This window comes from Pueribacillus sp. YX66, assembly GCF_041725775.1.
Classification (GTDB): Bacteria; Bacillota; Bacilli; order Bacillales; family UBA6769; genus Pueribacillus.
In genome coordinates this window covers 151007-173765 of record NZ_JBEUEL010000001.1, presented here as the reverse complement: position 1 = coordinate 173765, position 22759 = coordinate 151007, and the positions used below count along the sequence as shown (strand labels likewise).

General features: G+C 38.7%; 19 protein-coding genes and 1 pseudogene. 8 read left to right on the top strand and 12 right to left on the bottom strand.

The window, feature by feature from the left end:
- From ABU914_RS00875 to ABU914_RS00860, 4 genes are all read right to left on the bottom strand, one after another.
- Positions 1 to 297, bottom strand: coding sequence for a WXG100 family type VII secretion target (locus ABU914_RS00875; RefSeq protein ID WP_379667859.1), 297 nt, complete (start codon positions 295 to 297; stop codon positions 1 to 3).
- Positions 298 to 574: 277 nt separating this feature from the next.
- The gene (gene yugI / locus ABU914_RS00870) at positions 575 to 970 is read right to left on the bottom strand and encodes a S1 domain-containing post-transcriptional regulator GSP13 (protein ID WP_379667858.1); all 396 of its coding nucleotides are present in this window, start codon (positions 968 to 970) and stop codon (positions 575 to 577) included.
- An 89-nt stretch (positions 971 to 1059) separates the two neighbouring features.
- Positions 1060 to 1860 carry a hypothetical protein gene (locus ABU914_RS00865; protein ID WP_379667857.1) on the bottom strand — a complete coding sequence of 267 codons (801 nt, stop codon included), beginning with the start codon at positions 1858 to 1860 and terminating at the stop codon, positions 1060 to 1062.
- On the bottom strand, positions 1847 to 2401 hold the full coding sequence (locus tag ABU914_RS00860; RefSeq protein WP_379667856.1) for an RNA polymerase sigma factor: 555 nt from the start codon (positions 2399 to 2401) through the stop codon (positions 1847 to 1849). Before ABU914_RS00860 ends, ABU914_RS00865 begins: the two co-directional genes overlap by 14 nt.
- A gap of 193 nt (positions 2402 to 2594) precedes the next feature.
- Here ABU914_RS00860 and ABU914_RS00855 point away from each other — a divergent pair, with 193 nt between their 5' ends.
- Positions 2595 to 3617: an MBL fold metallo-hydrolase gene (locus ABU914_RS00855; RefSeq protein WP_379667855.1), complete on the top strand. Its 1023-nt coding sequence runs from the start codon at positions 2595 to 2597 to the stop codon at positions 3615 to 3617.
- Between the two features lie 71 nt (positions 3618 to 3688).
- On the opposite strand, the gene ABU914_RS00850 is transcribed toward ABU914_RS00855, so the two are convergent.
- The 3 genes from ABU914_RS00850 to ABU914_RS00840 form a co-directional block, all read right to left on the bottom strand.
- Positions 3689 to 5356, bottom strand: a complete 1668-nt coding sequence (locus ABU914_RS00850; RefSeq protein ID WP_379667854.1) for a long-chain fatty acid--CoA ligase — start codon at positions 5354 to 5356, stop codon at positions 3689 to 3691.
- A 245-nt stretch (positions 5357 to 5601) separates the two neighbouring features.
- Entirely contained in the window at positions 5602 to 6783 is a 1182-nt protein-coding gene (locus tag ABU914_RS00845) for an aminotransferase (RefSeq protein ID WP_379667853.1), read from the bottom strand.
- A complete protein-coding gene (locus ABU914_RS00840) occupies positions 6780 to 7274 on the bottom strand; it encodes an Lrp/AsnC family transcriptional regulator (protein ID WP_379667852.1) in 495 nt (164 codons plus the stop codon). The genes ABU914_RS00845 and ABU914_RS00840 overlap by 4 nt, the downstream gene beginning before the upstream one ends.
- Positions 7275 to 7511: 237 nt before the next feature.
- Between ABU914_RS00840 and ABU914_RS00835 the strand changes: the two genes are divergently transcribed.
- Entirely contained in the window at positions 7512 to 8816 is a 1305-nt protein-coding gene (locus tag ABU914_RS00835; protein ID WP_379667851.1) for a hemolysin family protein, read from the top strand.
- A 324-nt stretch (positions 8817 to 9140) separates the two neighbouring features.
- Here ABU914_RS00835 and ABU914_RS00830 read toward each other — a convergent pair whose 3' ends face one another.
- The 5 genes and pseudogenes from ABU914_RS00830 to ABU914_RS00810 all read right to left on the bottom strand — a co-directional run bounded on the left by ABU914_RS00830 (position 9141) and on the right by ABU914_RS00810 (position 14968).
- Complete coding sequence (locus ABU914_RS00830; RefSeq protein WP_379667850.1) at positions 9141 to 9272, bottom strand: hypothetical protein; 132 nt, start codon at positions 9270 to 9272, stop codon at positions 9141 to 9143.
- Positions 9273 to 9686: 414 nt separating this feature from the next.
- Positions 9687 to 9887 (bottom strand): annotated as a pseudogene (gene tnpA, locus ABU914_RS00825) (IS200/IS605 family transposase); the annotation flags it as partial.
- A 183-nt stretch (positions 9888 to 10070) separates the two neighbouring features.
- Positions 10071 to 12191, bottom strand: coding sequence for an ATP-dependent Clp protease ATP-binding subunit (locus ABU914_RS00820; RefSeq protein ID WP_379667849.1), 2121 nt, complete (start codon positions 12189 to 12191; stop codon positions 10071 to 10073).
- 277 nt (positions 12192 to 12468) lie between these two features.
- Positions 12469 to 13878: an amidase gene (locus ABU914_RS00815; protein WP_379667848.1), complete on the bottom strand. Its 1410-nt coding sequence runs from the start codon at positions 13876 to 13878 to the stop codon at positions 12469 to 12471.
- Positions 13879 to 14038: 160 nt separating this feature from the next.
- Positions 14039 to 14968, bottom strand: a complete 930-nt coding sequence (locus ABU914_RS00810; RefSeq protein WP_379667847.1) for a 1,4-dihydroxy-2-naphthoate polyprenyltransferase — start codon at positions 14966 to 14968, stop codon at positions 14039 to 14041.
- 253 nt (positions 14969 to 15221) lie between these two features.
- On the opposite strand from ABU914_RS00810, the gene ABU914_RS00805 reads away from it, so the two are divergent.
- The 6 genes from ABU914_RS00805 (at position 15222) to menC (ending at position 22681) form a co-directional block, all read left to right on the top strand.
- Positions 15222 to 16625, top strand: a complete 1404-nt coding sequence (locus ABU914_RS00805) for an isochorismate synthase (RefSeq protein ID WP_379667846.1) — start codon at positions 15222 to 15224, stop codon at positions 16623 to 16625.
- Positions 16618 to 18375 carry a 2-succinyl-5-enolpyruvyl-6-hydroxy-3-cyclohexene-1-carboxylic-acid synthase gene (gene menD / locus ABU914_RS00800; protein ID WP_379667845.1) on the top strand — a complete coding sequence of 586 codons (1758 nt, stop codon included), beginning with the start codon at positions 16618 to 16620 and terminating at the stop codon, positions 18373 to 18375. The genes ABU914_RS00805 and menD overlap by 8 nt, the downstream gene beginning before the upstream one ends.
- A gap of 11 nt (positions 18376 to 18386) precedes the next feature.
- Positions 18387 to 19211, top strand: coding sequence for a 2-succinyl-6-hydroxy-2,4-cyclohexadiene-1-carboxylate synthase (gene menH, locus ABU914_RS00795; protein WP_379667844.1), 825 nt, complete (start codon positions 18387 to 18389; stop codon positions 19209 to 19211).
- A complete protein-coding gene (gene menB / locus ABU914_RS00790; protein ID WP_379667843.1) occupies positions 19211 to 20029 on the top strand; it encodes a 1,4-dihydroxy-2-naphthoyl-CoA synthase in 819 nt (272 codons plus the stop codon). Before menH ends, menB begins: the two co-directional genes overlap by 1 nt.
- Positions 20030 to 20096: 67 nt before the next feature.
- Positions 20097 to 21575 (top strand): o-succinylbenzoate--CoA ligase, encoded by a 1479-nt coding sequence (locus tag ABU914_RS00785; protein ID WP_379667842.1) that lies wholly within the window; start codon positions 20097 to 20099, stop codon positions 21573 to 21575.
- Entirely contained in the window at positions 21575 to 22681 is a 1107-nt protein-coding gene (gene menC / locus ABU914_RS00780; protein ID WP_379667841.1) for an o-succinylbenzoate synthase, read from the top strand. The genes ABU914_RS00785 and menC overlap by 1 nt, the downstream gene beginning before the upstream one ends.
- Positions 22682 to 22759 lie beyond the last annotated feature (78 nt).

The following is a 22759-nucleotide window of genomic DNA, read 5'->3' as shown; positions in this document are numbered from 1 at the left end:
TTAGCTAAGGCCAAAATTTCTAGACAACGCTTCATCATGCTGAGCAACAGCATCTGCTGTTTTGTTTAATTGCATATTAATTTCTTGCATTAATTGCGCAAATTCTTGAACTCTCGGTTTAAGTTGTCTAAACTGATCATCAAAACGGTCAAACGCGCGACCTTCCCATTCTGCGCGTAATTCTTCTTGTAAGTTTGTTAAGTTCTGTAAAATCTCCTCGATTTGTCTTGCACTTTGTCCGTAACGAGTCGCTTTCGCTTTTAACTCCTCGGGACTCATACGAATTTGTCCTGACATCGTTTCATCTCCTATCAAGCTTCATGATTGTAAATGCTCTAGTTAAAGGTATTTTTAACCAAAACATTATCCTAATTGATACTTTATAGCATAATTTTTGTTTATCAACCGTTTTTAATATAATTACAAAAAACGGTTAATATAGTCTGTGTCTTTATTTCTAATCGTGGAATATTTTGTAATTATATGTATATCTAAAGGACTATTAATCAAAGACGAAAATTTTGTCGACAAAGAAAAAAGACCGAGATTAACTTGATCCCGATCTTCATGTTTCTTATTTCTTTAGTCGCTTGTTTAATTGTGCTTGTCGATCATTAGATTCTTTAAGCCATTCTTTTAGCTTGTCTTCAAGCGTATTAAATCCTTGTGAACCTTGACTGGAAGATTTTTGCTGACGTGGTGGACGCTGTCGTTTTTCCGTACGTTCAGGGGCAGGTTCTGTCGCGCGAATCGACAATGAAATTTTACCATCCTCCACTTTTAAAATTTTAACGTCCACTTCATCCCCAATCGATAAATAGTCGTTAATATCTTTAACATAGCTGTGCGCAACTTCGGAAATATGCACCAGTCCTTGTGTTTCATCGTCTAAAGCAATGAAGGCACCGAATGGTTTAATTCCAGTTACTTTCCCCTGCACAACCGTTCCTGCTTCATATTTTGTTGTCATAAACACACTCCTAAGATTTTATTAACTTTATTATTATAACATGGAGCGATCGTTATGACAAAAAGTCAGCTATCAAAGACAAAAGATAATCAATGAAAATGCAATTCAGAAATAATTTTATTTGCCCTTGGCATGAAACCATCACCATATTCTTCCGGATAATGGAGCGTAATCCTAAACAGCTTTTCATTATGTTCAAATAGTGAAACCGTTCCTACCAATTCACCCTTTTCAAGTCTATATTCTTGTTCAGAAAAAGGAATGATAAACTCATCTTTTTGTTTTTCTGTTACAACATAGTCTTTAAACAGATTAAAAACGAGCTCTTTTCGTTGTTGGATGACGTCCATTACATCCATTGCATAAATTTCAACATATGTGGCTTCATGCTTTTCCCCATCAAAATTCGCAAAAAAGCTTATACTATCTTCCGCTGTTACGATTACAAATTCATCTGAGTAATACGTAGAAATCCGTAATTGTTCATGTGTAGCAAGATGGAATGTCATTTCTTCAGGCATTCCTTCAATGTCGAGCGATTCTGTTATAAAATCTGGGCGCTGAACTACAAACGCTTCTTCCTTAATAAAAGTTTCATTTTCTTGTGACGCTACTTCCTGATTACTCTGATCATGAGCCGAATCGTTAAAATGTGTGTCGTCTTGTTGTAATTGAAAAAACGCAGGAGTTGCTATAAATAAAACTCCAACGATTGTAATGACAGCAACTGTTGTAATTACAGGTAAAAATTTGCGTTTTCCGCCGATATGAGCTCGTTGCTCATTAAAAATGTTTGAAACGATCCGTTCAGAATCTGTCATTTGTGGTTGATTATCATAAGCTTCTTTTAATTGTTTTAATTTCTTTTCAAGTCTTTTATCGTGTTGCATTCGTTTCGCCTCCGATCGTTTGGAGTTGCTTTTTCAATTTTGCTCTTGCACGCACTAGACGCGTTTTAACGGTAGACACAGGGAGTGAGAGTATCATTGCTATCTCTTCAATTTTTTTATCATGAAAGTAAAACAAAACGAGTGGAAATTTATATTTCTCATCGAGCTGTAGGATAAGTCTATGCAACGCAGCATCTTCTTCCCGTGAGAAAATCGTTGACTCAACATGCTCTTCCGATAATTGCTGATGATGCAACAACAATTGCTCCTTCGTATGCTGGCGTTTAATTTTTTTAAAATGATCTCGGGCGACATTGAGTGTTATCTTATAAAGCCACGTCGTAAATGTTTTACCTGTATATTGCTCTAAAAAACGATAAACCCGTATAAAAACTTCTTGTGTCACGTCTTCAACGTCGTTGGCGGAAACACCAATTTGAAAGGCAAACCGCTCAACAATCATAATGTGACGCTCAATTAATTCATGCAAGGATTGGCGATCGCCATTTTTAGCTAGCTGAATTAATTCCTCTATGGCCATAGTGAACGTCTCTCCTTTCATGTATGTAACGACTGATGCTTAATGAAAGTTTCATTTTTATTAACTTACTTTTGTAAAGTATCTCAAAATTTAGTATAGTAAATTTAAACTCTTCATGCGCCATGTAACGATAAAGTGAATAGATACTAATGTGGAGTAAACTCTTTTTTTAAATCGGGATTGGAGGATAACGATGACCTACACGAAAATAGGACCGATTGAAGTGATAACTGGAGAGAATAAAAGTAAAGTACCATTTTCAACGTCACTTCTCGTTCACGGGACAGACGAAACAGCATTATTTGATTGTGGTGCAGGTAGCCGCGCATACAATTATATTAAAAAACAGAAACCGTTAAAAAACATTTATTTAACTCATTATCACCTTGACCATATTTGGGGAGTCGGAAACTTTCCTAACGCTCAATTATGGATTAATGCATACGATAAAAAGAAACTTAATAACTTAAAAGAAATTTTAAAAGCGAATGGCCGCTATGCAACTTCTAATGAAGAAGAAATTAACGAATGGATTTACAATATTAAAAATAATCGTTCAACGAGAAAAAATGAACCAAATTGGGATATGACGTTAAATCGGGATATGAAAATTTATCCATATGACGAAGCGTTAGACATTGTTGGTGAAAAAGTGATTATGATTCATGCACCTGGTCATTCAGAAGGTGTTGCTCTTCCGTATTTTCCTGATCATGGTATACTCTTTGTTGTTGACCATGACTTATCATCGTTCGGTCCATGGTATAACAATGCTGACTGTGATATTGATTTATTTATTGAATCGGCTTTAAAAACATTAGAAGTCGATGCAGAGTATTTCATAACATCCCATCATAAAGGAACGGTTCGTCGCAATGATTATGAACAAAAATTACGTAACTTTTTAGGAGTTATTGAACGACGTGAGGAAACAATTGTCAAAGCTGTGAAACGCGGTGTCTCGCCAAAAGATATCGTTCACGAAGAGGCGTTTTATTTTAAAGAAACACATGCCAAAAACCCGTTCTCCATGACATCTGAGAAACTAGGGATTGCTAAACATTTAGCTCGTTTAAGCAAACACGACAAAAACTGGGAAGAGTATTACAATGAGTTCCTTGATGCCCATTCTATTTTAAAAGAATACGTTCATTATAAAAGCAACCCACTTCCGGCAGACGCTCACCCGATGATAACGAAAACCCACAGCTCATAAACTGTGGGTTTACATTTTTATTGACAAACTAACACTGAGGCTTAAGTAAAACTCTCGCCTTATTAATTGTTTTACTTTTGTAATTGTTCTTCGCGTTCTTGTAACTTTCTCCATAAAATTTTTCCACTGCCTGACATCGGTAATTCATCAACAAATTCAACAATTCTTGGATACTTATATGCCGACATTTGTGTTTTTGACCACTCAATGATGTCTTCTGCTGTGACGGATCCTTTACTATCTTCGCGTAGAATAATAAAGGCTTTTACCGTTTCTCCGCGCTTCGGATCAGGAGTACCGATAACGACTGCTTGTTCAACAGCAGGGTGCTTATACAAAATCGATTCGACTTCTGCAGGCCACACTTTAAAGCCTGAAGCGTTAATCATTCGTTTAACCCGATCGACCATAAAGAAATAGCCTTCTTCATCATAGTACGCAATATCGCCTGTTCTGAAAAAGCGTTTCCCATCAAGTTCAATAAAAGAGCTTTCGGTATCTTCCGGTCGGTTCCAATACCCTTTAAACACTTGTGGACCGTGAACGATCACTTCCCCTTCTTCATTAGGTCCAAGCTCTTTTTCTGTATTTGGATCGATGACTCTCGCATCCACATCAAATTGTGGCACACCCATACATTGCAGTTTCGGACGATCACCTGGGTTCGAATGTGTTTGCGAAATCGTTTCTGATAAACCATAGCCTTCTGCATATTGTACCCCTGTCACTTCATACAATTTTTCACCAACTGCTTTCGGTAGTGGCGCTCCTCCTCCTCCAATTGATTTTAACGAACTAATATCATAGTTCCCTAGATTTGGATTCGCAAGAAAATCAACAACCATCGTCGCGATATTAATCCAATGTGTACACCCATATCGTTCGATTAATGTCCCTGCCGTATCACGATCCCATCGCGTGAGCATCACCATCGTTGCCCCGCTATAGATTGGTGCATTCATACTATGCTGAAGACCTGTTACGTGAAAAAGCGGTAATGTTGTAAAGCAGACTGCACTCGGGGTAATTTGCTGCCATACACTTGCACTGATAATGTTCGCTTGCAATGTTTCATGTGTATGCATACACCCTTTCGGATTACCTGTCGTTCCCGAAGTGTACGGCAGACAACATAAGTCTGTAGCCACGGACTCGGCTGGATTTGGTTCAGTCTGTTCATTCATCGCATCACTCCATGCGACAATGTTTTCGCCTTGAAAAGATTGTTTCTCTGCCATTACTATATCTGGAACCGCATAGTCTTGGTTCTTTCCCGCACATTCTGAGTAAGCGGTTACAATAATTTGCCTCAATGGTGTCACATAAAGGTGAGGTTCAATATTCGGCATGAGTTCTTGACCAACAATCGCAACTTTTGCATCACAATCTTGTAAATAAAAAGCAACTTCATCTTTTATGTTCATCGGATTAACGGGTACGACAATTGCATCTGCACGCATAATCGCATAAAACGCAATCACATATTGCGGCGAGTTTTGCATATACAAAACGACCCGATCACCTTTTTCAACCTGAGCGTGCTTTTGCAAGTAACCTGCTAATCGATTCACTTCATCAAACAATTGCTTATATGAAATTTCATTTCCATAATAAATGATTGCAGGTTTGTTCGGATAACGTTTAGCGGTCACTTCTAAATTATCATATACTGTCGTTTTCGGAATCGGTAGCGTCGTTGCTAAACGTTCTGGCCAAAATGGATAATGTCTTGTCATCATAATCAATCACCACCAAATTTAATTTGTAAGCGTATACACATTTTACTATTTTATCATAACAAAATTTTCGTAATTTTGCTATGAATTTCATAATAAAAAATGAAAAATATGTTTAAAAATGAAAATAAGGGAAATACTATTATCATTCCTAGTATTCCCCCTTTTAGAGTGAAGCTAATTTTAGCTTCACTCTTTTTATTGTTGTCATACAAATACGCTATTTTGTGTCGATGTCAACCTTCACATTATTGAAAATTTCGCTCAAGAAATCTTTCAATTCTTTTCATCGCTTCTTGAAGCTCTTTTAATGAAGACGCATATGAGCAACGAATATGTCCCTCTCCCCCTTCACCGAAAACATGACCAGGGACAACAGCTACTTTTTCTTCATGTAACAACTGTTCTGCAAACTGTTCAGACGTTAAGCCGGTTCGTTGAATCGAAGGAAAAACGTAAAACGCCCCCCCTGGCAAATGACAATCTAAACCAATCTCCTGAAAAGACTTGACTAAAAAGTTACGTCGTTGCCTGTAGCTTTTCACCATCTCGGCAACATCATCCATACCGCTCCGCAACGCTTCGAGTGCACCATGTTGGGCCATAGTAGAAGCACACATCACCGTATATTGGTGAATTTTCAACATTGCTTCGATGATTTCTTTCGGTCCCGCAGCATATCCAAGTCGCCAACCCGTCATCGCAAACGCTTTTGAAAAGCCCGAAATATAGATTGTTCTTTCTTTCATCCCTTGAAATTTCGCTATACTTGTATGCTCGTTATCATAGCTTAACTCTGCGTAAATTTCATCGGAAAGGACGAACAAGTCATATTTTATGACAAGTTTTGCTATCACTTTAAGCTCTTCACTGGACATTGTCGTACCTGTCGGATTGTTCGGAAAACATAAAAAGAGTGCTTTCGTCTTATCAGTTATTTTTTCTTCTAGTTGTTCTGGGAATAACTTGAATTCCGTCTCAGCATTTGTTCGTATCGGTACCGGAACCCCACCAGCAAGCGAAACCAATGCAGCATAAGCCACAAAGGAAGGTTCTACGATAAGCACTTCATCCCCTGGATTGAGAATAGTTCGAAGAGCAATATCAATCGCTTGGCTCGCTCCGACTGTTATGATCAGTTCATCGTTCGGAGCGTATGAAAGTTTAAATCGATGTTGTAAATATGTTGAAATCTCTTCCCTTAATTCAAGCATACCAACATTTGACGTGTACCCCGTGTACCCACTTTCTAGAGAATTCAGACTCGCTTCACATACGTTCCACGATGTTATAAAATCAGGTTCCCCAACACCTAGCGAGATCACGCCTTCCATTTGTGAAGCTAAATCAAAAAATTTTCGAATGCCTGAAGGCTTTAAACTTTGAACGACCTTTGATAAATAAGATAGCTGCACTGTACCTGTCTTCATGGGGACACCACGATCCGTTTGTCTTCTTTCTTCGGTTCAAAAACGACACCGTCGTGCTTATATTTTTTCAGCATAAAATGTGTCGTCGTCGAAATAACAGAATCAATCGTTGCCAGTTTGGCTGAGACAAATTGAGCGATTTCTGTCATCGTTTTTCCTTCAATATGCACAGACAAGTCATACGTCCCCGACATTAAATATACGGCCTTCACTTCAGGGAAACGGTAAATTCGTTCAGCCACTTCGTCAAAACCGACTCCACGTTTTGGCGTCACTTTAACATCGATAACAGCTGTTACTTTTTCATCAGAAACTGCTTTGCTCCAATCAATGACAGTAGCATAGTTTAAAATAACATTGTTTGCTTCTAAAGCATTAATCATATTTTCAGTTTCATCAACTTCCAAATTTAACATTTTTGCTAACATTTTAACCGGAATCCGACCATTTCTCTCCAAAACTTCAAGTAATTCTACTGTCTTTTTCTCCATAACACTCGCCCCTTCATTCCGCTTAATCGTTCGAACACTTATATAACATGCCGTTAAAGAACATGATATTATGAGTATAATTTAATGAGACTTCATCAGAGAAAATAAAAATCCTTCAATGATGATGCGCAAAACTTTTAAGTAACTAGAATCATTTATATGGAAAACCACTACTTTTTTAAAAAAATACGTGCCATTAACTTCAAAAATAGTAAAAAGATTGGAGTCTAGTCACATATGGGACTCACTAATTTTATTATATTCGCCATTCTCATAGCATTCACTGCATTTTTCGTTGCAACAGAATTTGCCATTGTTAAAGTACGTGAAACTCGTATTGAATACTTAATTTTACAAGGCAATAAAAAGGCAGAAACCGTTAAAAAAATCTTACATAATCTTGATGGCTATTTGTCTGCCTGTCAGCTTGGGATTACGATTACAGCCCTTGGACTTGGCTGGATTGGGGAACCAACGTTTAATCGTCTGATTGAACCTCTCATCACAGCACTACAATTACCAGACACCGTCTCTCGCCCACTTTCTTTTTTAATAGTATTTGGAATCGTAACATTTTTACACGTTGTCGTCGGAGAACTCGCACCTAAAACGGTTGCAATTAACAAAGCGGAAACGATTTCTTTACTCGTCGCCAAACCGTTACACTGGTTTTACGTTATTGCATTTCCGCTCATTTGGCTTTTAAACGGTTCCGCACGTTTGCTCGTTCGCTTTTTTGGAATGAAACCGGCCGATACGCACGAAAAAGCGTTAAGTGAAGAAGAATTGCGTCTTTCTTTATCTAAAAGCTATAAAAGTGGTAAAATTAATCAATCTGAATTACAATATGTCAACCGCATATTCGAGTTTGATGATCGGCTAGCACGAGAAATAATGGTTCCTCGAACTGAAATTATTTGCCTTTTTGTAAACGAACCGCTTGAAGACAACTTAACAATTTTAAAAAACGAAAAATATACACGTTATCCGGTTGCTGAAGGAGACAAAGATCATATCATTGGTTTAATTAACGTTAAAGAAGTGTTTAAAGATTTGTTTAAAGATTTGTTTAAAGATGAAATGAAGGCGCTTAAGGAATACATTCGTCCGATTATTTCAGTCATCGAACATATTCCGATTAAAGAACTATTGCTTAAAATGCAAAATGAAGAAATTCATATGGCAATTCTCGTTGATGAATACGGTGGTACTGCAGGACTCGTAACGGTTGAAGACATTCTCGAAGAAATCGTCGGAGAAATTCGTGATGAATTCGATAGCGATGAAGTACCGATGATTAACAAACTAAGTCCGACGGTTACACGTCTCGATGGAAAAGTACTGATTGAAGAAGTGAATGAGCTCTTTAATCTTACACTCGATGACAGTGAACTTGATACGATTGGCGGTTGGATGCTATCACAATTGAATGAAATTGCACTCGGTTCAACGATCCACGCTGACCGTTATGAATTTAAAGTAACCGATCTCGACGGTCATCAAATCAAAATGATTGATGTGAAAGAGCATAAAGAATCGTAGCAATAGAATGAAATCATTAGGATTTCGTCTTCAATACTGTTAACGAATGGAAAAACCGCATAAATATTTAATACGTTACAGACTCGGAGCATGAAGTACTCCGATTCTAGTTTGATGGAGACGTGTTCATCGCAAGTACGTTAATTTTTACGATGAACACGTTAGAATCGTTATAGAGTTCGTACTATAAATATCGTCACTCCATATTTTCCATTGACCTCCGTCTAAAAAATGAAATAAATCGTATATACTTTTTAAAATCAAAGATTGAAAATTTAGAAAACAGTGAGCCTATAGCTTCATTTGCTAAGGCTCGATCACAAATTATCTGCGTAATCTTCTAAGTCTCTCATTTTTCTTTTTTACGTACCATTTTCCTGTGCTTGGTTCACGAAAAAAACGAACATTGACGAGCTTTAACGGAGTCCAAACTTCCTTTAAATGTAGGTACGCCAAATGATATTCCCTCCTAACTTTTTGTTTTTATGACTAAATTAGCATGACAATCGACCATATTTTGAAATGTGTAAAAAAAATCGTGCCGTCAATTCGGCACGCAATGTGGACAAGCTGTATCTTTATGAAGAAGCTCTTCATAAAAGGAGGGGTAAAGGGTGTATTCATCTGCTTGTCCAAGATTCATTAGCCTAGGTCGTGTGACAAAGTCATCATGAATGCTTAAATATAGTATAAAAAGAATTATTCTTTTTGACTATTCCTACAATTGTAGGAAAATTTTTTTCTTGCGGTTTTCACTCCCTTCTTTTGTATGGGTCTCGCAAAAAAAATCTTGAAATACGAAGTTTAAAAGCGATATAAATCATATCAGCAAATAAACACTTTAAATCAAAACCACCAGTGTGAACTGGTGCTAACTAACATGTGGATATGATCTGGACAGGCATTTGCTTCATGAATGATTACACCTTTCCTTTCACATAAATCTCTTATTATTTGTCCAATACTCTTTTTGTATTTTCCATAAATGATCTGCCTTCTGTATTTTGGGGCAAAGACTATGTGATACTTACAATTCCATGTTGTATGTGCTAAACTGTTCATGTCCTTCATAAGGGCATACCTCCTTCTTGGCGAGATGAAGTGGTCGGGAAACCAACTTTATCCTACCATGAAGTGAGGTTTTTTTGTTACCACGCTATAAGCTCTCTGGAACCCCCGGCATAGCCTGGGGTTTTCTAAACCATTAAAAAAAGCAATGTGCTACTTAAATAAATAGCACATTGCAACAAAACTTTATTTCTTGACAACAATGTCGTCATACTCGACATCAACATACATTTTTTTGATGTCTTGTTCATCTAATAAAACATCGGCAATTTTGTCTTCGATTTTTTCTTGAATCACTCGGCGAAGTGGTCTTGCTCCAAACCGAGGATCATAACCAAGTTCAACAAGTTTCCGCTTCGCTTCTTCGCTAACTTCAATCGTTTTACCTGTTTCTTGTAATGATTGTTCTAGCTCTTCAAGCATGAGCGAAATGATCGCTAACAAGTGTTCTTCATCTAATTCTTTAAAGCGAATAATGCTATCAAAACGGTTAAGAAACTCAGGTTTGAAATAAGGGGTTAAGCTTTCAAGATCAGCAACAGCATTTGATTCGTCTGCATTAAACCCGACTTTGATTTCTTTCACGCCGGAACCAGCATTACTTGTCATAATGATAACTGTATCTTTAAAACTGACTGTGCGCCCTTGGCTATCAGTTAATCGACCGTCTTCCATAATTTGCAAGAACATATGCTGAACGTCTGGATGTGCTTTTTCAATTTCATCCAAAAGCACGATACTGTAAGGGTTGCGTCGAACTTTTTCAGTTAATTGTCCTGCTTCTTCATGTCCGACATACCCAGGAGGTGACCCGATAATTTTCGAAACTGAATGTTTTTCCATATACTCACTCATGTCTAAACGAATAAACGCATCTTTCGAGCCAAATAACTCTTCAGCTAACACTCGCGTTAATTCTGTCTTACCTACACCTGTAGGACCAACGAATAAAAATGAACCGATTGGGCGATCTTTCGCTTTTAAACCTGCACGACTACGGCGAATCGCTTTAGCTACTTTTTCAACAGCTTCATCTTGACCAATCACTTTTTTCGCTAAATTTGCTTGTAAGTTTTGCAGTTTCGATTGTTCATCTGCTTGAAGTTTCGTAACAGGGATACCTGTTTTTTCTTCAATAATTTGTTGAATATCTTCAACAGTTACAACTTCTTTTTCATTTTCTTCAGCTTGTTCCAACTCTTGTTGAATTCGTAGTTCTTCTGTTCGCAAGTAAGCAGCACGTTCATAATCTTCTTCGCTTGCTGCTTTTTCTTTCTCAGCGATAATTTCTTGTAAGCGTGCTTCTGCTTTTCCACGATCCGTTGCGGACTGAATTAAGTTTTTCTTAGAACCTGCTTCATCAAGCAAATCAATCGCTTTGTCTGGCAGGAATCGATCTTGAATATAACGATGCGATAAAGTCGCACACGCTTCTAGCGCATCATCAGAATAACGAATTTCATGATAATCTTCGTATTTTGGCTGTAAACCTTTCAAAATTTCTAGCGTTGCTTCAACAGATGGTTCGTCAACAACAACAGGCTGAAAACGACGTTCTAGTGCGGCATCTTTCTCAATTTGACGGTATTCGTTTAACGTTGTTGCTCCGACCAATTGAAGTTCGCCGCGTGCAAGTGCAGGTTTAAAAATATTTCCGACATCCATAGAAGAGCCTTCCGCAGTTCCTGCACCAACGATTAAGTGAAGCTCATCGACGAATAAAATAACATCTTGACGTTGCTTTAATTCAGTAATAAGCTGCTTCATTCTTTCTTCAAATTGCCCGCGAATCCCTGTATTTGCAACGAGTGAAGCCACATCTAGCAAATACACTTCTTTGTTCAATAACTTGGTCGGAACGTTTCCTTCATAAATTTTTAGAGCAAGTCCTTCTGCAATTGCAGTTTTTCCTACTCCTGGTTCTCCGATAAGCACTGGATTATTTTTGTTTCGACGGTTCAAAATTTCGATGACGCGATCAATTTCTTTATCTCGACCGATAACTGGATCGATGCGTCCTGCTTTTGCATCATTCATTAAATTGTGACCAAGTTGCTCAAGTAACCCACCTTGTTGCTGTTGCACTTTTTGCTGTACTTGAGGACCATGACCTTGACCATTCATAAAACCTTGGAACATGTCGTTGAAATGATTTCCGAACATCGATTGAAATTGAGCTTGACTATCTTTTTGAATTTCACGATAACAAGTTTCACATAATTTAAATTGTTGAATCTTTCCATTCAGACCTAGTTTCATCTGAATTGTTGCTTTGTTTGTTTGACATTTTTCACAAACTCCCATCATTCATTTCCTCCTTTTTAATTTTTTCTAGTTTCCTAGCAATCTAAGTTTATTATTTGCTTTGACTTTGATTATCTTTGACCTTTGTTCGAAAAAAATTTATTAACTTAAATTAGGTCTTTTACTTGACCAACTTTGACCTTTGCTTTTATTATACTCTGACCTTCTTTGACTTTCAAGTGTTTTATGAAAATTTTTTTCGGAATTATCAATACGAGTTTTTAAAACAACAATTTTAAATCCGTCACTACAAAAGCAGCAACGGATTTAAATGACATACTCATACGTTTGGAGGACTTATATATGTTTCAAATGCGTGCTCATATTGTTTGCATAGTTGTAATAATTCGTTATCTGCAAACTTTTTACTCGCTATTTGAAGTCCGACAGGCAATCCTGCTTCTGTTAATCCAACTGGCAAGGAAGCAGCTGGGTGACCTGTAAGATTGTATGCTTGGGTTAGCATCCAATCGTTTACCGGATTTACCTCTTTCCCATTAATGACAGATGGACCAGCGAATTGATGGTCAAAAGCTGTAGTCGCTAACGTCGGGGACACGATATAATCATATTCTTGAAAAAGCTGTTGAATCGCATTCCAAACTTTCGTACGATTCCAATCTAACCGTTTATAATCTACAGCCGTTATTTTTCTGCCTACTGCAATCATCTTTGCTAAATTATCTGAAAAGCTTTCTGGCTGTGCATCGTAAAGGTCACCATAGTTTGTCGCATAGCTAACACACCAGAGGCCCGAAAACGTTCGTAATAAATCGCGTTTGCTTAAACCTAAATCAATGTTCACTTCTTCAACTTGACATCCGAGGTCAGTAAAATTTTTACAAGCTTTTTGAATGACTGATAAAACGTCATGAGAGATTTCGAATAAACCGAAATTAGGAGTGTATGCAATTTTAATATCTTTCAACGCTTTTATTTCATGTTTTTCCGTTATCGGCGCTGAATCAGGGTCGTCCTCTGCATACCCTCGCATGACCGAAAATAACAAAACAGCATCTTCTACTGTTCTCGTCATTGGGCCATTATGTAAGTAAGGATGCTGAGAACCGAAGACATTTTTCAGATTACCATCATGTGGTACAACACCAAAAGTCGGCTTAAAACCAAAAGTCCCAGTTAACGATGCAGGAATACGAATAGAACCTCCTCCATCACTACCTTCAGCGAATGGAGCGAGCTTTCCAGCAACTGCTGCTGCCGAGCCGCCACTTGAACCCCCCGGAGTTAATGTCTCATCCCAAGGGTTTTTTGTCGTCCCAAAGAGCGGATTATCTGTCGTCCCTTTGTGACCAAATTCTGGTGTATTCGTTTTGCCTATTACGATCGCTCCGGCTGATTTCACTCTTTTTAAAAACGTTGGTTCATAATTAGGTACAAAATCTTTAAAAACAGGTGAACCATAAGTTGTCACAATTCCTTCTGTTGGGGTTAAATCTTTTATCGCAATAGGTATCCCGTGAAGAGCACCAACACTTTCACCTTTCATTAACACGTCTTCCGCTTTTTTAGCTTCATCTAACGCCTGATCATTCATCGTAACGTATGCATTCCATTTTTTATTTTCTTGTTCAATCCGTTCTAAGTAAGCATTCATCACTTCCACTGGAGATAGTTGTTTCATTTGAATTTGATTACATAGTTCAGTTGCAGATAAATCAGTTATTTCCATTTTATTCACCTCTTCATTTTTTCTTAGTCTATATTATACTTTTGACATGAGTATGAAAATTCCTTTTATAGCACTTCATTTCGCCTTAAACGTACTACACTGAGTTTCGAAAAAAATAGACACGAAACAGAAAAAACGATAGCACTAGCCACCGTTTTTCTCAGAAAATATATTCAATTAATAAACCGATCGAGACAAGAAAGCCAAAAATCGTATGCATTTGAGCTGTTGCTTTCATCGCTGGCATCATTTCAACTGGACGCGTCTTTCCAACAAAACTCTTAGTTGCTAGGATCGCTTTCGGTACACTTAAAAAGACGAGAAGCAACCACAATGTACCATAGCCTGTAATCACCATTCCGACAATCCATAAATATGAAACGGCAAACATCGCAGCTAAAAATTTAATCGAGTTTTCGTGTCCTAAAAGAATCGCAAGCGTTCTTCGTCCACTTTTCTCATCACCTTCACGATCACGAATGTTGTTCGATGTTAAAATTGCACCACACAAAATCGAAATTGGGATTGAGATTAACACGCTTTCGGTCGTAACGGTTCCCGTTTGAATAAAGAACGAAATAAGAATAATGACAAGACCCATGAAGAACCCAGAAACGATTTCACCGAAAGGAGTATATGCAATCGGGTAAGGACCCCCTGTATAGAAATAGCCCGCTGCCATTGAAATCGCACCTATAACAGCAATCCACCAACTTGTTGTCGCTGAAATGTAGACTCCGAGCAATAGAGCAATCGCAAATAAAATAAGACCGAGTCGTAAAACAACGGCTGGTTCAACACCATCTCTTACAATTGCACCGCCGATCCCTACGGAGTCTTTCGTATCGAGCCCGCGTTTATAATCATAATATTCGTTAAACATATTCGTAGCTGTTTGGATTAATAAGGAAGCAAATAACATCGCTAGAAAAAGAAGCATGTGAAACTCTCCATACAATAGTGCAAGCATTGTTCCGATAAATACAGGAATAAACGCTGCAGTTAACGTATGCGGACGTAACAAGCGCCACCATACTTGCCAGCCTGAAGGTTGCTTCACGTCTTCTTGACGTTCAATAATAGCTGACATCGCCTTCTCTCCCCTTCATCAAATACGTCTCCAAGCATGACATCCAGAATCACTTTTTTGGATGAATGACTAAGGCTCTACCTTTATAGCGATAATTTTAACTCTTCTTAATAAAGGTAAATACTAGTTTAAGTTTAGAAGAACAGCCAACACCTGTCAATGTTAAATGGTGGGTAAGACTTAGCTAGTTTGTTGACATTAAACGGGCTTAAGGTGTATCTTTGAATAGATTCAATTACAGGAGGAATCTGCTGTGATTACGATAAAAAAGCCAAAACTACTTTATGAAAAGTTAGTTGAAGGCGTTCAAAAAGCAAGACAATTGAACCGTCCGATTATAGTAAGCATGGCATCAAAAGTTGCAAACGAAGATGCCCTTGCTTTTTTCTCCGTTTGCAACAATAAAATCGATACACGAACGTTCTGGGCTGATCCAAAACGAGAATTAATTTTAATCGGAATTAGTTCAGAAGTATCGCTCGAAGCTAGCGGAATAAACCGTTTTTCTGAATTAAATAGTGAATGGAAAAATTTAACAAAGGGCGCCATTATCGTTTCAGACGAATCGATTCCAGCGACTGGTCCTACAATTTTAGGGGGATTTAGTTTTGATCCATTAAAAGAAAAAACGGAGTTGTGGAGATCTTTTCCTGATGCAAAATTAATCCTTCCTAAATATATGTTAACGATCTATAAAGGTACTGCTTCGTTAACGACAAATTTTCTTTTAAGTGAAACAGATAACCCGAGCGAAATCGCTGAAAAATCAGAAAGAGAGCGTAAATCCCTTTTTCATCCAAAAACGGCGAGGGAAGAAATGAAATGTTCATCTTTTATAAAAGAAGAAATCAATCCACAGTCTTGGATAAAAACCGTTGAAAAAACAACCGAGGAAATAAAAAAGCATAAACTAAAAAAAGTCGTTCTCGCGAGAGAATTACGTTTATTTTCAAATACCCCATTTTCACCAGAAATGACACTACAACGACTGCTTGACGAACAGACATCTAGCTTCGTATTTGCTTTTGAAAATGGGGGTGACTGTTTCATCGGTGCAACACCAGAACGTCTTGCAAAAAGAGAGTACGATCACATTTTATTTACATGTCTTGCAGGTTCTATGAAACGTGGAGAAACAAACGAAGAAGACGAACAATTAGGCAATTACCTTCTCCATGATCATAAAAACCGTTATGAACATCAGCTCGTCGTCGATATGATTACAGAAGTTGCACAACATATGTGTCAAGATGTAGAAGTCCCGGATGGACCTACTCTTTTCAAGTCTCGACACATTCAACATTTGTTTACACCTATATCTGCAAGAGCTACTCATCATTCCTTATTATCTATTATTGAGGCAATGCACCCGACACCCGCACTTGGAGGTTACCCAAAAAACGTAGGAGTTGAAAAAATTCGTCATATTGAAGAATTAGATCGTGGTTGGTATGCAGCACCAATTGGCTGGTTAGATTATCAAGGTAATGGTGAGTTCGCCGCTGCCATTCGTTCAGCTTTATTGCAAGGAAATGAAGCGTCATTATTTGCAGGCGTTGGTCTCGTCGCTGACTCAGATCCGATGAGTGAATATGAGGAAACATTGATTAAATTTAAACCGATGTTATCTGCATTAGGAGAAGAAAAACATGACTGAACAACATACACTTACGAAATATACTGCCGCGTTCGTCGATGAACTTGTCCGTTCAGGAACCCGACATGCTGTCATTAGCCCGGGTTCTCGCTCGACGCCGCTAGCACTTTTGCTCGCGGAACATTCATCCATTTCAACTTGGTTACACGTTGATGAACGTTCGGCAGCTTTTTTTGCATTAGGCTTAGCTAAAGCGAAGAATGAACCTGTTGCCATCCTTTGTACATCTGGAACAGCCGCTGCTAATTACTATCCTGCTGTTGTTGAAGCTAAACTAGCAAGAGTACCCCTTATCGTGCTCACCGCTGATCGTCCCCACGAATTACGGGATAGCGGTGCACCACAAACGATCGACCAAGTCCGCTTATTTAGCACATACCCGAAATGGTTTGTCGACATGGCGTTACCTGAAGAAACAGAGGATATGCTTCATTATTCACGAATTTGTGCCTCTCGGGCAGTTGCGAATGCAACCGATGCACCTGCGGGACCGGTACATGTGAACTTTCCATTTCGTGAACCACTCCTTCCCAATCTTTCATTACCGTCCCTTTGGGAAAGCAGTCGTACTGACGGATCACCATTTACGACCGTCGTAACTGGTGATCGTCATGTTTCAGAAACGCAATTGGAGCAGCTCGGAAAAAAAATATCTCGTTCTTCAAAAGGGCTTATCGTATGTGGACCATCGGATAACTTAGAAGATCAAGCTGACATCATTGCATTAGCAGAAAAGCTACGTTTTCCCGTTCTAACAGATCCGCTTTCACAGCTACGCACCGGAACACACGATAAAGCTCTCATCATTGATAGTTATGATGCTTTTTTACGCGTTAAACAGTTCGTCGAAAAATACAAGCCCGAACTCATTATCCGTTTCGGAGCAATGCCTGTTTCTAAACCGCTATTGCTTTTTATACAAAATAACCCTCATTGCCAGCAAATTATCGTTGATGAAGGGACAGGCTGGCGGGACCCGACTCTATCAGCAGATTATATGGTTTATGTAAAGCCATCAACATTCTGTGAGAAAATGGGTGACATTATTCAATTACAGAACAAACAAGAAAATGAAGCATGGTTGCGCGTGTGGCAAGAAGTAAACTCACTTACAAAAAATGTTATTCTCCGTTCGATTAAACGCTCTACTCTTAATGAAGGTCAACTTATGCTAGAAGCTGTGTCTATGCTTCCAGACAATGCACTATTATTCGTCGGCAACAGCATGCCGATCCGTGATTTGGATACGTTTTTATTTACAAGTGAAAAACAGCTCGTCACGATGGGAAACCGTGGCGCAAATGGGATTGACGGTATCGTTTCAACTGCTTTAGGTGCAAGCACTCATTTCAAAAGTAGCGTTCTCGTAATCGGAGATTTATCGTTTTTTCATGACTTAAATGGATTGCTAGCGGCAAAACTATACAATTTAAATCTAACGATTGTCGTCGTAAACAATGATGGTGGCGGGATTTTTTCATTTTTGCCACAAGCAGAATCTAAACTTCCCTATTTTGAGCAATTGTTTGGCACCCCAATCGGGCTTGACTTTCATCATGCCGTCGAAATGTACGGTGGAATTTTCAAGCGTGTAAGAAATTGGGACGAATTTCGAAATGTGTATAAAAACAGCGTTAATGAAACTGGCTTACACGTCATTGAAGTCGTTACAGAACGGCAAGAAAATGTTAACATCCATCGTGATATATGGAGTAAAGTTGAAAAAGAAATTCTCACGAATTTCATGTAAGGATAATGAAGATGATCTACAAAATCAATTCATTAGAATATAACGTAAACATTGTAGGTTCTGGACCACCACTTCTTTTATTACACGGATTTACAGGTTCCCTCGCAACTTGGGATCCGTTTATACCAAAGTTCTCGACTGATTACATGACGATCTCAGTTGATTTAATGGGGCACGGTCAGACAGATGCTCCGACTCATCCAGAACGGTATTCGATTGAAAATGCTGCAGATGACCTCGTTGAATTGTTAAATCAATTAAATGTCGAAAAATGCCATCTACTTGGCTATTCAATGGGTGGAAGACTTGCACTAATGCTTGCATGCCGTTATCCAGCACGTATTCAATCGTTAATGTTAGAAAGTAGCTCACCCGGCTTAAAGACAGACCGTGAACGAAGGGAAAGAGTCGAATCTGATGCAAAACTTGCAAATTTTATCGAGCAAGCTGGGATCGAAGCGTTTATTCATCATTGGGAGAACATTCCTTTATTTCAAACACAAAAAAGAGTAAGATTAGAAGAGAAAGCAAGACTTCGTTCACTTCGTTTACAAAACAGCATTCGCGGACTAGCCAACAGTTTACGTGGGATGGGAACAGGCGCACAACCGTCGTTATGGACATGCCTCCCGACACTCTCGATGCCTATTTTACTTATTACAGGAGCGCTAGATACGAAATATGTATCCATTGCGAAACAGATAAACGAACAAGTGAAGCGAGCCAAACTTGCGATCGTTGACGATGCTGGACATACCGTTCATTTTGAAAAAAAAGACCGATTCAGTAAACTAGTATTAGATTTTTTACATCAATTTAAGGAGGAGCTATTTTAATGGCTGTACAATGGGAAAAAACAAGAGATTATGAAGATATTATTTATGAAACACACGGTGCAATTGCGAAAATAACAATTAACCGTCCAGAAGTACATAACGCATTCCGTCCAAAAACGGTAATGGAACTGATCGATGCTTTTGCCTTTGCACGCGACGATTCAAGCATTGGTGTTATCATTTTAACTGGTGCTGGAGACAAAGCATTTTGCTCCGGTGGAGACCAAACGGTTCGCGGTCATGGAGGTTATGTCGGTGAAGACCAAATCCCACGCTTGAACGTACTCGACTTGCAACGTTTAATCCGTGTTATACCAAAACCAGTTGTTGCGATGGTTGCTGGCTATGCGATCGGTGGTGGTCATGTCCTTCATATCGTCTGTGATTTAACGATCGCAGCTGATAATGCCATTTTTGGACAAACAGGTCCAAAGGTTGGAAGTTTCGACGCGGGCTACGGTGCTGGTTACTTAGCACGCATTATCGGGCATAAAAAAGCACGTGAAATTTGGTATTTATGCCGTCAATACGATGCACAGCAAGCACTTGACATGGGATTAGTAAATACAGTAGTGCCATTAGAAAAGCTAGAAGAAGAAACGGTTCAATGGTGTAATGAAATGCTTGAAAAAAGCCCGACAGCATTACGCTTCTTAAAAGCTTCTTTCAATGCAGATACAGATGGTTTAGCGGGTCTTCAACAGCTTGGGGGAGATGCGACACTGCTTTACTACACAACGGAAGAAGCAAAAGAAGGACGCGACGCATTCAAAGAAAAAAGAAAACCAGACTTCGATCAATTTCCACGTTTCCCTTAATCAAATGTTACGATATCAGCTTGATGCGTTGTCATCAAGCTGATTTATTTGAATGGAGGACTTTTACATGCATGAACGTATGCCAAATTGGCTTTACAAACGCGCAAATCTCACTCCGGATCGGATTGCTATCGAATTTGAAGGTGAACACATTTCATTTTTCCAATTACATCTACGTGCAACCTCGCTCGCACGAAAACTAGCTTCTTTTCAAATCAAAAGTGGAGATTCAGTTGCTTTTTTACTTGAGAACGGGATACATACCGTTGAAATTATTCACGCTTTGGAATATTTAGGAGCGACCATCGTTCCGCTTAACAGTCGCTTAACCGCTTCAGAACTCCACTATCAATTACATGATTCTAATCCAAAAGTACTAATCTATGATGATTCATTCGCTAACAATGCACTCGAAGCTTGTGACAAGTTAAAAACAAGAGCACTACGTTTCCAAGATGTCGCTAGTATGGATGAATTAGAAACAACTATTCGTACAGAGATTCACTTAGACGAGCACCATACTATAATGTATACGTCAGGAACGACAGGTTCGCCGAAAGGTGTCATTTTAACGTACGGGAACCATTGGTGGAGTGCGATTGGCTCTAGTTTAAATCTCGGATTACATGAAAATGATAAATGGCTTTGCGCCGTTCCAATGTTTCATATGAGTGGATTATCGATCGTCATACGAAGTGTGATATACGGTATTCCGATCGTCATCCAAAAACGGTTTCAACCTGAAAAAGTAAACGAAGCGATCGTAAATGACAGTGTTACAATTGTCTCCGTCGTAAGTGCGATGCTATCGCAAATTCTTCAAAGGCAGACGAACAACTATCCAAAGAGCTTTCGCTGCATGTTACTTGGAGGCGGACCTGCTCCTCTCCCCTTGCTCGAAAAATGTACAGAACGAAAAATTCCCGTTTATCAAACGTACGGCATGACAGAAACGGCCTCACAAATTGTGACGTTATCATCGGAATATATGCTGAAAAAAATTGGTTCAGCAGGAAAACCTTTGTTTCATTCTAATATCAAAATAGAAAACAATGGCGTATTAACACCTCCAAACGAAGTTGGTGAAATTATTGTCAGAGGGCCAACTGTAACAAAAGGGTACTTGCATCGCAACGAAGAAACGAAAAAAACAATCAAAAATGGCTGGTTGTATACAGGCGACCTCGGTTACCTCGATGAAGACGGCTTTCTTTACGTCATCGACCGAAGAAGTGACCTCATTATTTCCGGTGGAGAAAACGTCTATCCAGCAGAAATTGAAGCTACTCTTCTTTCACACCCTAAAGTCGTTGATGCTGGAGTGACCAGGATAAGTGACAAAACGTGGGGACAAGTTCCAATTGCATTTGTCGTAACTACATCGGAAGTGACAGAGCAACAGTTGCTTAACTTCTGCAAAGAAAAATTAGCTCGCTACAAACTTCCGAAACGCATTTATTTTGCTCATAAATTGCCGAGAAATGGAGCGAACAAACTGTTACGTCGCGAACTTATTCACCTCATCGATGAAGGAAGGAATCGTTGATGCACATTGAAAGTGTCAGCCTACACCATATCGAAATGGAATTAAAAACACCGTTCGTTACAAGCGCTAGTACAACAAAAAATCGTGAGTTGATCATCGTTGAAATGAAGGATAAGGACGGTGTCATTGGTTGGGGAGAATGCTCTGCATTCGCTTCACCTTGGTATACAGAAGAAACGATTCAAACAGCATGGCATATGCTAAACGACTTTTTAGTCCCACTCGTTTTGAACAAACGAATCGAGCATCCAAATGATGTACAGATGCTATTTCAGAATATTAAACGTAACAATATGGCAAAGGCGTCCATTGAAGGAGCCATTTGGGATGTCTATGCAAAACGAAAAAATCAGCCACTTAGTAAACTACTTGGAGGTAATAAGTACAAAATCGAAGTCGGTGCGGCAATTGGAATTCAGGAAAACGAATTAACCTTGCTCAACACAATCGAACAGTATATTGAGCAAGGCTATAAGCGGATTAAAGTGAAAATCAAACGAGGAATGGAAAATGCTATTCTCTCACCGATTCGAAAACATTTTCCGTCACTGGCACTGATGGTTGATGCAAATTCTGATTATACTCTTCATGACATTGACTTATTAAAACGACTGGATCACTACAATTTACTCATGATTGAACAGCCACTTGCAGCGAATGATTTTGTCGAGCATGCTCAACTGCAGAAACAGTTAAAAACACCGATTTGTCTTGACGAAAGTATTAATTCTTATCACGATGCATTCCAAGCGATTCAACTGAAAAGTTGTCAAATGATCGCGATTAAAGTCGCTAAAGTTGGTGGATTGACTGCTTCAAAACAAATTCACGACCTTTGTAAAGCAAAAAACATCCCTGTCTGGTGTGGAGGCATGCTTGACTCAGGAATTGGAAGAGCACATAACATTGCGATTTCAAGTTTAGATAACTTCACACTTCCAGGCGATACATCTGCCTCTTCTCGTTATTGGGATCGTGACATTATTGTACCTGAAGTAACGATGAATGATGGATTTATTAGTGTGCCAACTAATGCTGGTATCGGTTATGAAATCGATAGAAAAGCACTTACAGCTTTCACGTTAAAATCAACTACGATTACCTAATGTCAACCAAATTAAAAATTAAGTTGACATTTACTGAGCTTTTTATTATGCTTTCAATAAGCTTAGTAAAAAGGAGTT